Source organism: Streptomyces sp. NPDC002785 (genome assembly GCF_040295565.1).
GTDB lineage: Bacteria > Actinomycetota > Actinomycetes > Streptomycetales > Streptomycetaceae > Streptomyces.
This window is the reverse complement of sequence record NZ_JBEOVN010000208.1, coordinates 1-12,400: the sequence shown is the minus strand read 5'-3', so window position 1 is coordinate 12,400 and position 12,400 is coordinate 1. Positions and strand designations below refer to the sequence as shown.

The 12,400-nt window shown below is 70.3% G+C and carries 10 protein-coding genes and 1 pseudogene; 7 read left to right on the top strand and 4 right to left on the bottom strand.

Features of this window, described 5'->3' with window-relative positions; all coding sequences use genetic code 11:
• A partial coding sequence (aceE, locus tag ABTZ94_RS31775; RefSeq protein WP_351205967.1) for a pyruvate dehydrogenase (acetyl-transferring), homodimeric type occupies window positions 1-1,929 on the top strand: 1,929 nt, incomplete at its 5' end.
• 65 nt (window positions 1,930-1,994) lie between these two features.
• Here the strand turns inward: aceE and ABTZ94_RS31770 are convergent.
• Entirely contained in the window at window positions 1,995-2,357 is a 363-nt protein-coding gene (locus tag ABTZ94_RS31770; protein WP_351205965.1) for a peptidase inhibitor family I36 protein, read from the bottom strand.
• Window positions 2,358-2,532: 175 nt separating this feature from the next.
• The gene (locus tag ABTZ94_RS31765) at window positions 2,533-4,143 is read right to left on the bottom strand and encodes an MFS transporter (protein ID WP_351205963.1); all 1,611 of its coding nucleotides are present in this window, start codon (window positions 4,141-4,143) and stop codon (window positions 2,533-2,535) included.
• 117 nt (window positions 4,144-4,260) lie between these two features.
• On the opposite strand from ABTZ94_RS31765, the gene ABTZ94_RS31760 reads away from it, so the two are divergent.
• The 6 genes and pseudogenes from ABTZ94_RS31760 to ABTZ94_RS31735 all read left to right on the top strand — a co-directional run.
• Window positions 4,261-4,932: a TetR family transcriptional regulator gene (locus tag ABTZ94_RS31760; protein ID WP_351205961.1), complete on the top strand. Its 672-nt coding sequence runs from the start codon at window positions 4,261-4,263 to the stop codon at window positions 4,930-4,932.
• 232 nt (window positions 4,933-5,164) lie between these two features.
• Window positions 5,165-6,376: an alpha/beta hydrolase gene (locus ABTZ94_RS31755; RefSeq protein ID WP_351205959.1), complete on the top strand. Its 1,212-nt coding sequence runs from the start codon at window positions 5,165-5,167 to the stop codon at window positions 6,374-6,376.
• Window positions 6,377-6,663: 287 nt separating this feature from the next.
• The gene (locus ABTZ94_RS31750) at window positions 6,664-7,641 is read left to right on the top strand and encodes a DUF4429 domain-containing protein (RefSeq protein ID WP_351205957.1); all 978 of its coding nucleotides are present in this window, start codon (window positions 6,664-6,666) and stop codon (window positions 7,639-7,641) included.
• A gap of 117 nt (window positions 7,642-7,758) precedes the next feature.
• Window positions 7,759-9,117, top strand: coding sequence for a sensor histidine kinase (locus ABTZ94_RS31745; protein WP_351205955.1), 1,359 nt, complete (start codon window positions 7,759-7,761; stop codon window positions 9,115-9,117).
• Window positions 9,114-9,797 carry a response regulator gene (locus ABTZ94_RS31740; protein ID WP_351205953.1) on the top strand — a complete coding sequence of 228 codons (684 nt, stop codon included), beginning with the start codon at window positions 9,114-9,116 and terminating at the stop codon, window positions 9,795-9,797. The genes ABTZ94_RS31745 and ABTZ94_RS31740 overlap by 4 nt, the downstream gene beginning before the upstream one ends.
• 174 nt (window positions 9,798-9,971) lie before the next feature.
• Window positions 9,972-10,583, top strand: a pseudogene (locus tag ABTZ94_RS31735) (alpha/beta hydrolase); the annotation flags it as partial.
• A 123-nt stretch (window positions 10,584-10,706) separates the two neighbouring features.
• Here the strand turns inward: ABTZ94_RS31735 and ABTZ94_RS31730 are convergent.
• Complete coding sequence (locus tag ABTZ94_RS31730) at window positions 10,707-11,720, bottom strand: aldo/keto reductase (RefSeq protein WP_351205951.1); 1,014 nt, start codon at window positions 11,718-11,720, stop codon at window positions 10,707-10,709.
• Window positions 11,720-12,181 carry a MerR family transcriptional regulator gene (locus ABTZ94_RS31725; protein ID WP_351205949.1) on the bottom strand — a complete coding sequence of 154 codons (462 nt, stop codon included), beginning with the start codon at window positions 12,179-12,181 and terminating at the stop codon, window positions 11,720-11,722. The genes ABTZ94_RS31730 and ABTZ94_RS31725 overlap by 1 nt, the downstream gene beginning before the upstream one ends.
• Between the last annotated feature and the right edge of the window lie 219 nt (window positions 12,182-12,400).

Here is a 12,400-nt window from a genome sequence, read left to right as displayed (position 1 = left end):
GTCAACTGCAACCTGCAGCGCCTCGACGGTCCGGTGCGCGGCAACGGCAAGATCATCCAGGAGCTGGAGTCGCAGTTCCGCGGCGCCGGATGGAATGTCATCAAGCTGGTCTGGGACCGCTCCTGGGACCCGCTGCTCGCGCAGGACCGCACGGGCATCCTGGTCAACAAGCTGAACATCACGCCGGACGGCCAGTTCCAGACGTACGCCACCGAGTCCGGCGCGTACATCCGTGAGCACTTCTTCGGGGACGACCCGCGGCTGCGCGACATGGTCAAGGACATGACCGACGACCAGATCCTGCACCTGGGCCGCGGCGGCCACGACCACAAGAAGGTCTACGCGGCCTATGCGGCGGCCAAGGCCCACAAGGGCCAGCCGACGGTGATCCTCGCGCAGACGGTCAAGGGCTGGACGCTCGGGCCGAACTTCGAGGGCCGCAACGCGACCCACCAGATGAAGAAGCTCACGGTCGAGGACCTCAAGCGGTTCCGCGACCGGCTGCACATCCCGATCACGGACAAGCAGCTGGACGAGGGCTACCCGCCGTACTACCACCCGGGCCGCGACTCGGAAGAGATCCAGTACATGCACGACCGCCGCAAGGGTCTGGGCGGCTATGTCCCGACCCGTGTGGTGCGCGCGAAGCCTCTGGTCCTCCCCGAGGACAAGACGTACGCGACCGCGAAGAAGGGCTCGGGCCAGCAGTCGATCGCCACGACCATGGCGTTTGTCCGCATCCTGAAGGACCTCATGCGGGACAAGGAGATCGGCAGGCGCTTCGTGCTGATCGCGCCTGACGAGTACCGCACCTTCGGCATGGACGCGTTCTTCCCGAGCGCGAAGATCTACAACCCGCTCGGTCAGCAGTACGAGGCGGTGGACCGCGATCTGCTGCTCGCGTACAAGGAGTCGCCGACCGGTCAGATGCTGCACGACGGCATCTCCGAGGCCGGCTGCACGGCCTCTCTGATCGCCGCAGGCTCGGCGTACGCCACGCACGGCGAGCCGCTGATCCCGGTGTACGTCTTCTACTCGATGTTCGGTTTCCAGCGCACCGGCGACCAGTTCTGGCAGATGGCCGACCAGCTCGCGCGCGGCTTCGTGCTGGGTGCGACCGCCGGTCGTACGACTCTGACCGGTGAGGGTCTTCAGCACGCGGACGGCCACTCGCAGCTGCTTGCCTCGACCAACCCGGGCTGTGTCGCGTACGACCCGGCCTTCAGCTACGAGATCGCGCACATCGTCAAGGACGGTCTGCGCCGTATGTACGGCGGGACCCCCGAAGAGAACGAGGACGTCTTCTACTACCTCACCGTCTACAACGAGCCGATCCAGCACCCGGCCGAGCCCGAGAACGTGGATGTCGAAGGCATCCTCAAGGGCGTGTACCGCTACAAGAGCGCCGAGCGGGGCGAGATCCCGGCCCAGATCATGGCGTCCGGTGTGGCGGTCCCGTGGGCGGTCGAGGCGCAGCGGATCCTCGCAGACGAGTGGAACGTCAGGGCGGACGTCTGGTCGGCGACCTCCTGGAACGAGCTGCGCCGCGAGGCCGTGGATGTGGAGCGGTACAACCTGCTGCACCCGGAGGAGGAGCAGCGCGTCCCGTACGTCACGCAGAAGCTCTCCGGCTCCGAGGGCCCGTTCGTGGCGGTCTCGGACTGGATGCGTTCCGTACCGGACCAGATCGCGCGCTGGGTGCCCGGTGCGTACCAGTCGCTGGGTGCGGACGGCTTCGGCTTCGCCGACACCCGCGGTGCGGCCCGCCGGTTCTTCCACATCGACGCGCAGTCGATCGTCCTCGCGGTGCTCACCGAGCTCGCGAAGGAGGGCCGGATCGACCGTTCGCTGCTGAAGACGGCGATCGACCGGTACGAGCTGCTGGATGTGACCGCGGCCGAGCCGGGCGCGGCCGGCGGCGACGCGTAAGCACGACGAGCGATGGCTGAAGGGCGGCGGGATCTCCTGGTCCCGCCGCCCTTCGGCGTGTGCGATCAGTTCTCCCAGACCTTGAAGGCCCTGACCTGGTACGGGGACTGGGGCACCCAGGTGCCGCCGCCCGGATAGGTCTCGAACTCACCCGTCTCGGCACACTGCGCCGACTGGTACGTGGTGACGGGCCGGCCGGTGCGGTTGACGAGCGCCTGGGCCTTGCTGCCCGCCGGCAGCGGGACACAGCTCTCGATGTCGATCGTGGACAGCTCATGGATCTGCCGAGCCCCGGTGAAGTCCGGCTTCTCCCAGAGACAGAGCTGACCGCTTCCGCAGTCCCCGGGCCGGGCGGGTGCGGAGTGGGCCGCGGCCTGCGGAATCAGGGCGGTGGCGGCCAGGGCGGCGGCAAGAACGGTCGTGCGCATGGAAATCGACCCCCGTGGTGGTGCGAATCAGTTGCACGCACCCTGACCTGCGGGGCAACGCCGGGGAAAGGGGCTGCGGGCTACACCACCCTGATAGGCGACAGCCCCGCCGGAACGGTCCGGCGGGGCTGTCGTACGCACTGTGTTGACGCCTCAGGGGCGCCGTGACGGACGGTCAGATGTGACCCGCGCCCGCGCCCGCCTCGGCATTCGCACCGCGCTTGGTGAGCGTAGCGACCAGCGCGGCGACCACCGCGACGATGCCGGCGACCATGAATGCCGTGCTCATGCCCGACACGAACGTGTCATGGGCGACGCCCGCGATCTTCGCCGCGACCTCCGGCGGAGTGTTGCCGTCCACCGGCGGCACGCCGACCTCGACGGCCGAGGACGCCTGGTCCAGCTGCTCCGGCGAGAGGGGCGGAAGCTTCGCGGCCGTCCAGTTGTCGGCCAGCTTCGAGTCGACCTGGGAGGCCATGATCGCGCCCAGCACCGCCGTACCGAGGCTGCCGCCGACCTGCATGGCGGCCTGCTGCAGACCGCCCGCGACGCCGGAGAGCTCCATCGGGGCGTTGCCGACGATAACCTCGGTGGCGCCGACCATCACCGGGGCGAGGCCGAGGCCGAGCAGACCGAACCAGATGGACATGGTCAGGGTGCTGGTGCCGATCTCCAGCTGGGACATGCCGAACATCGCGGCCGCCGTGCACACCATGCCGCCGACCAGCGGAACCCGCGGGCCGAACTTGGTGATCATGACGCCCGCGAGAGGCGAGGCGACGATCATCATCCCGGTCAGCGGCAGCAGGTGCAGACCGCTGTCGACGGGGCTCAGGCCGTGCACGTTCTGGAGGTAGAAGGTGACGAAGAAGAGCCCGCCCATGAAGGCGAAGGCCATCAGCACCATCAGGACCGCGCCCGCGGACAGCGGCACGGACCGGAACATCGCCAGCGGGATCAGCGGCTCCCTGACGTTCTTCTGGGAGAAGGCGAAGACCACGAACAGGGCCACGGCCGCGCCCAGGAAGCCGAGTGTCTTGTAGTCGCCCCAGCCCCACTCGGCGCCCTTGATGAGCGCCCAGATCAGGCAGAACATCGCCTGCGACAGCAGCACGATGCCGCCGATGTCGAAGGAGCGCGGCGCGTTCTCGGCGCGGTGGTCCTTGAGGATCACCAGGCCCAGCAGGAGCGCGATCACACCGACCGGCACATTGATGAAGAAGACGGACTGCCAGCTGACGTGCTCGACGAGCACACCGCCGAGGATCGGGCCGCCCGCGGTCGAGGCGCCGATCACCATGCCCCAGATGCCGATCGCTATGTTCAGCTTCTCGGCCGGGAAGGTGGCGCGCAGCAGGCCGAGAGCGGCGGGCATCAGCAGGGCGCCGAAGAGGCCCTGGAGCACCCGGAACGCGATCACCAGTGCGACGCCGTTGGAGAGGCCGATGGCCGCCGATGCCGCGGCGAAGCCCACGACACCTATGAGGAAGGTCTGGCGGTGGCCGAACCGGTCACCGAGCTTGCCCGCCGTGATCAGGGAGACCGCGAGGGCGAGCATGTAGCCGTTGGTGATCCACTGGACGTCGGCGAGCGAGGCCTTCAGGTCCTGCTGGATGGCGGGGTTGGCGATCGCGACGATCGTGCCGTCGAGCGCGACCATCATCACGCCGATGGCCACGGAGAAGAGCGTCAGCCAGGGGTGGCCGCGCAGCCCCTTGGCAGGTGCGGGCACGGCGGTGTCCTGCGGCTCCCGCGACGCCTTTTCGACGGTGGTCTGACTAGTCATGCCCGGGAGATTAGTGTCAGCCGCTGACAGTTGACAAACCATTTCACAAGTCGGTAACTGTCACGTAGCTCACAGGTACGCTGAGCTGGGCAAAGCAGGAGAAAGAGGGCCACTTCAGTGACCGATGGGCAGCAGGCCGCGTGTCCGACCGGACTGCGCGAACGGAAGAAGCGACGCACCCGGGACGCCCTGCTGCACGCCGCCCTCGATCTTTTCACCACCCAGGGGTACGAGGAGACCACCGTCGACGAGATCGTCGACGCCGTCGAGGTCTCCCAGCGCACCTTCTTCCGCTACTTCGCCAGCAAGGAGGAGGCCGCCTTCGCCATCCAGAAGATGGTGGAGTCGCACTTCCTCTCGGAGCTGCGCCGACGTCCCGGCCCCGAAGCCCCGTTCGAGGCGATGCGCCGCGCGGTCCTCTGCGCCTGGAACAGCATCGGCGAGGCGATCGAAGCGCTCGTAACGGTCGAACTCCACATGCGCACGTACCAGATGATCGAGTCGACGCCGTCGCTGCTCGCCGCCCACCTGCGGCGCAGCATCGACCTGGAGAACGAGGTCGCGCTGCTGATCGCCGAGCGCGAGGGGCTCGACGTGGACACGGACCCCCGGCCGAGGGTCGCCGTGGCCGCGTTCTCCGGGGTGATGCGGGTGACCGGGCAGCTCTGGGGGCAGGGGCAGGACGCCAGTATGGACTCGTTGCGCACACTGACCGAGGTGTACCTGGACCAGCTCGGCCCGGCACTGGCCGGGAACTGGCGGGCGGGGGACGGCTCCGGGCTCGGGTAGCGCCATGGAACCCCCGTCCGATGTGCCGCACTCCTCACCGCCGCGGCGTGACCGACTTCACAACAGCCGCGCTCCGGAGGTCATATGCGACGCTCCGGAGGCGCTCCGCGCGCCTGAGTGTGCGCACCGCACCAACACAGCGTGAAATGCGCGGGCTTGAATTCCCCACAGCCGAGTGATGTGCGCCACCCCCTTCACGGCTCTCGTCCCGCGTCTCCTAATGTGGGCCGGAGTGACTTCCTTCGACTCCTCCCCCACGCTCACCGCATGGCGCGCCCTGCTCGCCGTCGCGGTTGTGTTCGTGATGCTGGCGACCACGGGCTGGACCGCCGTACGTCACCCGCACTCCGACGAGCCACGCACCGTCGCACTCGCCTCCTGGGCACGAGGCCACGTGGCAGGTCGTGCGCTGCCGGACGCCGACGCGCCGCCACATCGCCTGGCGCAGTTCTTCGCCATGCTGACGGCCACTCAGCGCACCCGTCTCGCCGACAAGTACCCCTTGGTCGTGGGCAATCTGAACGGCGCCCCGGTCACCCTGCGCTACCACGCCAACCGGCTGGCCCTGGTACAGGCCCGGACGGTCGAGCGGGAGCGCATGCATGACGCCAGGCTCTCCCCCGAGGGCCGCGCCGAGGCGCTCCGCCGGATGAACCGCTTCCAGTCGATGCTCGCGGGCGGCCGGCACATCCTCGCCCTCGACCCGTCGGGCAAGGGCCGTGCCGCAGAGGTGTTCGGTGATCTCGACCGGGCCGAACGGGTCTCCGTGGTCGTCCCGGGCGTCGACACCAATCTGCTGACGCTGGAGCGGTCCGCCCCCATGGTGAACGCCGCCCCGGTCGGTATGGCGAAGTCGCTGTACGCGGCGGAGCGCGCCGCGCGCCCCGGCACCCGTACCGCCGTCATCGCCTGGGCCGACTACACCACGCCCGCCGGGATCGGTATGGACGCGGCTCTGGGCAACCTCGCCGAGCGCGGGGCGGTGCGGCTGAACGCGCTGGTGGGCGCGCTGCCCGGGGACACCCCGGTCTCGCTGTTCTGCCACAGCTACGGCTCGGTGCTGTGCGGTGTCGCCGCACATGAACTCCCCTCCAGGGTCGCCGACATCGCGGTCGCGGGCAGCCCCGGCATGCGGGTGCAGAACGCCGGGCAACTGCACACCGAGGCCAGGGTGTGGGCGACACGGGACCACGACGACTGGATCGAGGACGTACCGAACCTGGAGCTCGGTGGGCTCGGTCACGGGGCCGACCCGGTCGACCCGGGCTTCGGCGCGCGCCTCTTCTCGGCGGGCAACGCGGTCGGGCACAGCGGTTATTTCGAGCCGGGCACCGAGAGCCTCCGCAACTTCGCCGCCATCGGGGTGGGGGCCTACGGCTCGGTGAGCTGTGCGAGCTCCGACAGCACCTGCCAGGAACGAATCACCGGCAGCCAGGGGATCTGACGAGCGCAGCGAGCCGCAGCCGGCCACATATCGGGGCTTACGACCTCCCCCACGATGGGGAGCGGATCAGCGAGCAGCGTCGTGCGGCTTCGATTGCAAGGCGGAGGAAGGAAGCGGATGGGGCCTCCCCTGGTCGAGCGAAGCCGAGAGCTCGGGGAAGGAGCGTCGTTGACTGACGACAACGCCGCAAGCGGAGTCGCAGGGCGTCGGGAACCCGCTCCCTGTCGTGGGGGAGGTCGTTACGCCGAGGGGGGACGTGCGGGCAAGTGCCGCATACGATGAGGCACATGGGTGATGCGCTGGCCGGAATTCATGCCACCTGGGAGTTCGACACCGACTCCGTGCTCATCCGCTTCGAACGGGGGATACGCACACCGAAGCTCTTCCAGAGCCTGCGTGAGCGCCGCGTCCCGCACGCGGCGCTGTCGTCGGTGACGCTGACCCCGGGCAAGCGGGGCACGGTGGTCCTGCATGCGGTGCCGAGACCCGGTGCCGACCCGTTGCTGGAGGCCGCGGCCGGGCAGCTGAAGGACGGCTGCGATCCGTACCGGCTGGTGCTTCCCGCCGAGCGCGAGACGCTCGCCGAGTACTACGCGGACGAACTGCGCGCCCGGCTCGGTCCCGACGCCGCGGAGCCCGCCGAGCGGTTCCTGGTCGCGGCTCCCCAGGCACCGATGCAGTTCAAGGCGTACGACGGCCGGGCCGGCTTCGACGGGGACCGGATCTCCTTCCGCTGGTTCTGGACGGGCGCCTCCACGGCGAAGTGGAAGGCCGGCGACCAGACGTTTGCGGTGGCGGAGCTGAGCGGGGTCGAGTGGCGCTCGCCGGAGGCCTTCAACGGCTATCTGCGGCTGGTGCGCAGGGGCCTGGAGGGTGCGGCTCCGGGACCGGGTCCGGATGCCGGCCTCGGCATGGGCACCGGTTGCGGCATGGATGTGGCTACGGGGCTCGGCGGCGCGGTGCAGAGCGCGCAGCCGATGGTTCCCCGCCCCGCCCGGGCCGACCAGGACCCCGCTGCGGTGGTCTTCGGCCTCGGCTACGGGCCGGTGCACGAGTCGCTGCCGTTCGCCGCGGCCGTACTGGAATCCGTACGCAGGAGGCAGCCGACTCCCGCCGCGCCGACCGCCGTCCTGGCAGGGGCGGGGCGGCGCGATCCGGCGGACATCGCGGAGCGGATCCGGCACCTCGGGGAGCTGCACCGGGCGGGCCTGGTGACGGACGACGAGTTCAGTGCGAAGAAGGCCCAGTTGCTCGCGGAGCTGTAGGGCCTCGCGGCGTGTCGGCCCGATCGGCCGGTAGTACCCCCGTACGAGAAGCCCGGTGGCGAACCAGCACCCGGGTATGACGCCACCGGGCCGTCCGCTCCCTAGGCTGATGCGGCCATGACCACCTCACCCTCCCCTTCCCCGCCCCGCACTCCGGCCGGGTCGCCGCCGCGCCCGCAGCCCGCCGCCGACGGCCTGGTGAGCGCCGCCCGCCGCAATCTGCGCGAGATAGCCCACGACCTCTCGCATCCGTCCCATCCCCCGGTCCCGCCGCTCGCGGACGCGCCCAAGCGGTGGCGGAGGCTGCTGCCGTACGTGGTCGTCCTCGCCCTCGGGGCGGTCTTCGTCCCGCTCACGATCAATGTGCTGACCAACGAATACGGTCTGGCCGACGGATTGGCGGGCCTGCTGACCGTCGCCCAGACTGCGCCGCTGCTGATGCTGGCGCACCGCCCGTTGCAGGCATGGTGGATCATCTTCCCCGCGGACATCCTGGGGGCGCTGGTACTGCTGGAGTACCCGGACCCGCCGACGGGCATCTGGCCGTGGCCCCAGCCCACGCTGATCTGCTACCTCTTCGTGATGCTGGCGGTGGCCCTGCGCGAGACCCGGCGGACCGTGGTCTCCGTCTGGGCGCTGACCGCCGTGGCGAGCCTGGTCCTGCACCTGGCCGCAACGGACCGCAGCAACGGCACCTCCGCGCTGCTCCCGGCGTTCGGCGCGGTGCTCATGGTGATCGGCGCGGTGATACGGGAACGGGGCGACGCACAGCGCCGCCTCGCCGAGCAGGAGACCATCAGCGAGGCCGAGCGGGCGCAGCGCACGCTGCTGGAGGAGCGCGCCAGGATCGCCCGTGAGCTGCACGACGTGGTCGCGCACCACATGTCCGTGATCACGGTCCAGGCCGACTCCGCGCCCTACCGGATCAGCGACCTGCCCGAGCAGGCCCGCGAGGAGTTCGGGGCGATAGCGGCGAGCGCGCGGGAGTCGCTGACGGAGATGCGGCGGCTGCTCACGGTGTTGCGCAGCGACGGCACGGAGGGCGAGCGGGCACCGCAGCCGGGGCTCGACCGGGTGCAGCAGCTGGTGGAGGCGACGGTGCGGGCGGGGCTGCCGGCCGAGCTGTCGCTCCCGGCCCGGCTGCCCGACGTACCGCAGGCGGTGGATGTGTCGGCGTACCGGATCGTGCAGGAGGCGCTGGCCAATGCGATCCGGCACGCGCCCGGTGCGCGGACCCGGGTGTCGATCACGTCCGACGGCGCGCATCTGACCGTCCTGGTGGTCAACGACCGGGCGGAGCCGCCCGGTTCGCCGCTGGAGACGACCGGGACGGGGCACGGCCTGGTCGGCATGCGCGAACGCGTACGGTTGACCGGCGGCACGCTGGACACCGGACCGCTGCCCGACGGCGGCTTCCGGGTGGCCGCGCGGCTGCCCCTGCCCCCTGTCACGCCCGAGGCTTCGGAGGACTCTTGACCATCCGCGTGATCATCGTCGACGACCAGGCCATGGTGCGGGCGGGGTTCGCAGCGCTGCTCTCGGCGCAGAGCGACATCGACGTGGTCGGTGAGGCACCGGACGGGCGCCGGGGCATCGACGTCAGCCGGAGCGTCCATCCGGACGTGGTCCTGATGGATGTCCGGATGCCCGAGATGGACGGTCTGGCGGCGGCCCGCGAGCTGCTGAACCCTCCGGCGGGGGTGGTGCACCGGCCGAAGGTCCTGATGCTCACCACGTTCGACGTGGACGACTACGTGTACGAGGCGCTGCGCGCCGGGGCGTCCGGCTTCCTGCTGAAGGACGCACCGCCCGCGGACCTGATCTCGGCGGTGCGGGTGGTGGCGGCGGGCGAGGCGCTGCTGGCGCCGTCCGTGACGCGGCGTCTGATCGCGGACTTCGCCCGGCAGGGTCCGTCCGGAGCCACCCGGAGCGGGCAGTCGCTGCGGGTGAACGGGCTGACTCCGCGCGAGAGGGAGGTGCTGGAGCTGATCGCGCGGGGCCTCTCCAACCAGGAGATCGCGGGGCAGCTGGTGCTGGCCGAGCAGACGGTGAAGACGCACATAGGGCGGGTGCTGGCGAAGCTGGATCTGCGGGACCGCGCGCAGGCGGTGATCTTCGCGTACGAGGCGGGGGTGGTCGTGCCGGGAGAGCAATAGCCGGGGTCTTCCCCCGCCCGCCCCAACAGCGGGCCCCCCGTACACCCCCTACCCCGGTAGCACCCCGCACTTGGCCCCCCGGTCCGAAGCCCCCGGACCCACTCTCTTCCTACCTTCCTCTCCGTCGCGCCGAACAGCGTGCGGGAACCGGATCAGCCGGAGAGGGAGGGCGGGATGCGCCGCTACGCAAGGACTCTGGTCGCGGTCGCGCTGGCGACCACCGTGGCGGCGGGGACGGCCGGTTGGGCGTCCGGGAACGCACAACACGCCCTGACGGGTCCACCTCCCGGCACCGCGGCCTGGCGCTCGGATCACGTGCTGGGACGGGAGCTGCCCGACCCGGAGCGGACCACACCCGCCGAAGTGAGCCGGTTCTTCCGGGGGTTGACCGCGACGCAGCAACAGGCCCTGGTCGTACGGCATCCACTCGTCGTCGGCAATCTGGACGGCGTACCCGTCGAACTGCGTTACCGGGCCAACGCCCGTTCTCTGCACGCCGGTCACGATCCCCGGTACGCACATCTCGCCGGAGCCGGAGCCGGAGCGGACGACCGGCAGATCCTCGCCTTCGACCCGCGCGGGCGCAGCCAGGTCGCCGAGGTCTTCGGGGACTTGAGCACCGCACGCCACGTGGCGGTCGTGGTTCCGGGTTCGGACATCGACGCGGGGACCTTCGACCGTACGAGCGATGTGTACGGCACTCCGGCAGGCATGGCGAAGGCCCTGTACGCGGAGACCGGACGCGGCAGCGCCGTCGTCGCCTGGGCCGGGTACACGACCCCCGTGTTCGCGCTGGGGTGGGCGTAGGACGGCAAAACCCAGCTCGCCCGGCGTTTGAGGGCGTCTTCGGGGACCGCCCGGCGACCGATGACTGACCGATCGCCGGGCACCACAGGCTCCCGCGAACGACTACTCGCGCGCCGCGGACGTGCTGCTCATGTCCGGGTACCGGTCCCCCGCCACCTGCCCCGCGATCGGCTCCAGCAGCGCCAGTTCCTCCGCCGTCAGCGTGAGCCGGGTGGCGCCCACGTTCTCCAGCAGCCGGCTGCTCCTACGAGTGCCCGGGATCGGTACCACGGTCAGACCGTGCACCTGGGCCCGCTGCTGCACCCAGGCGAGCGCCACCTGCGCGGCCGAGGCCCCATGGGCGGCGGCGATCTTGTGAACGGGCTCCAGCAGGGCGGCGTTCGTCTTCGCGTTGTCGCCCGTGAAGCGCGGCTGGTACTGGCGGAAGTCGCCCTTCGACAGGTCCTTGGCCGCGTCCGTGAACGCCCCGGTCAAAAAGCCGCGGCCGAGCGGCGAGTACGGCACGAGGGTCACCCCCAGCTCGACGGCGGCGGGCACGGCACTGCGTTCGACGTCCCGGCTGAAGAGCGACCACTCCGACTGGAGGGCGGCGATCGGGTGCACGGCGTACGCCTCACGCAGTTCGGCGCCGGTCACCTCGCTCAGCCCGAGCTGCTTGACCTTGCCCTGCTGGACCAGCTCGGCCATCGCGCCGACGGACTCGGCCAGCGGGACTGCGGGATCGCGGCGGTGCATGTAGTACAGGTCGATGACGTCGGTGTTCAGACGGCGCAGACTGTCCTCGACGGCCTGGCGGATGTACGCGGGGTCGTTGCGCACACCCCGGTGCTGCGGGTCATCGGTCCGCTCTATGGCGAACTTCGTGGCGAGGGTGATCTCGTCGCGGTGTGCCCCGACGAACGGTGCCAGGAACTTCTCGTTGGCGCCGCGACCGTACACATCGGCGGTGTCGAAGAGCGTGACGCCCGCCTCCAGCGCCGTCTCCAGGGTTTCGCGGGCAGCAGCCTCGTCGGTGTCCCCGTAGAACTCGCTCATGCCCATGCAGCCGAGTCCCTGCACGCCGACCTGCGGGCCGCCGTGTCCGAGTTCCACGGTGGCGATCTTGTTGTCAGTCATCAGGCACAGGGCCTCTCCGGCGCCCGTCGGGCGCCCGCATAGAAGTCGATCTTGTGGTCGAGGACGGCGAGGGTGTCCTGGAGCTCCGCGATCCGCGTCCGCACATCGCGGCGGGTCGCCTCCAGCAGCGCCTGCCGTTCCTCGAAGGTGTGCTCGCCCTCGCGCAGCAGCTCCGCGTACCGCACCATGTCGGCGACCGGCATCCCGGTCAGCCGCAGCTTGCCGACGAAGGTCAGCCAGTCCAGATCGCGGTTGGTGAAGCAACGCTGACCGGTGTGCGACCGGTCGACGTGCGGCATCAGCCCGATCCGCTCGTACCAGCGCAGGGTGTGCGCGGTGAGCCCGGTGAAGGCGGCGACCTCGCCGATGGTGTAGCGGTCCTGGCCCTCGGGGCGCGGATGCGCCCTGGGCGCCGCCGCGCATAAGTCCGTCCTTGCCGAAGTGCTCTCCATCACCGTCATGGCCTCCACGCTAGAACCTTGGAGTGCACTCGAAGCAAGCGCAATCGCGGAGCGGTTCGCGGCGGCCGGTACAAGCCACGCTCCGAACCGCCGTCAATCGGGGATCTGCCTGAGTGCCTGGTGGAGCACTGCGGTCCTGCAGGATCTCCTCCGGACGCCCCGTACGACCGTAGCCCGGGTCGTGGGTGATGAGCGGCGGCTCGCCGAGTTTGCGGCGCA

Bases quoted from the DNA above. Each gene is read 5' to 3' on its own strand.
- ABTZ94_RS31765 (WP_351205963.1), bottom strand. From the start codon at position 4,143: ATGACTAGTCAGACCACCGTCGAAAAGGCGTCGCGGGAGCCGCAGGAC.
- ABTZ94_RS31730 (WP_351205951.1), bottom strand. From the start codon at position 11,720: ATGACTGACAACAAGATCGCCACCGTGGAACTCGGACACGGCGGCCCG.
- ABTZ94_RS31745 (WP_351205955.1), top strand. From the start codon at position 7,759: ATGACCACCTCACCCTCCCCTTCCCCGCCCCGCACTCCGGCCGGGTCG.
- ABTZ94_RS31750 (WP_351205957.1), top strand. From the start codon at position 6,664: ATGGGTGATGCGCTGGCCGGAATTCATGCCACCTGGGAGTTCGACACC.
- ABTZ94_RS31725 (WP_351205949.1), bottom strand. From the start codon at position 12,181: ATGACGGTGATGGAGAGCACTTCGGCAAGGACGGACTTATGCGCGGCG.
- ABTZ94_RS31770 (WP_351205965.1), bottom strand. From the start codon at position 2,357: ATGCGCACGACCGTTCTTGCCGCCGCCCTGGCCGCCACCGCCCTGATT.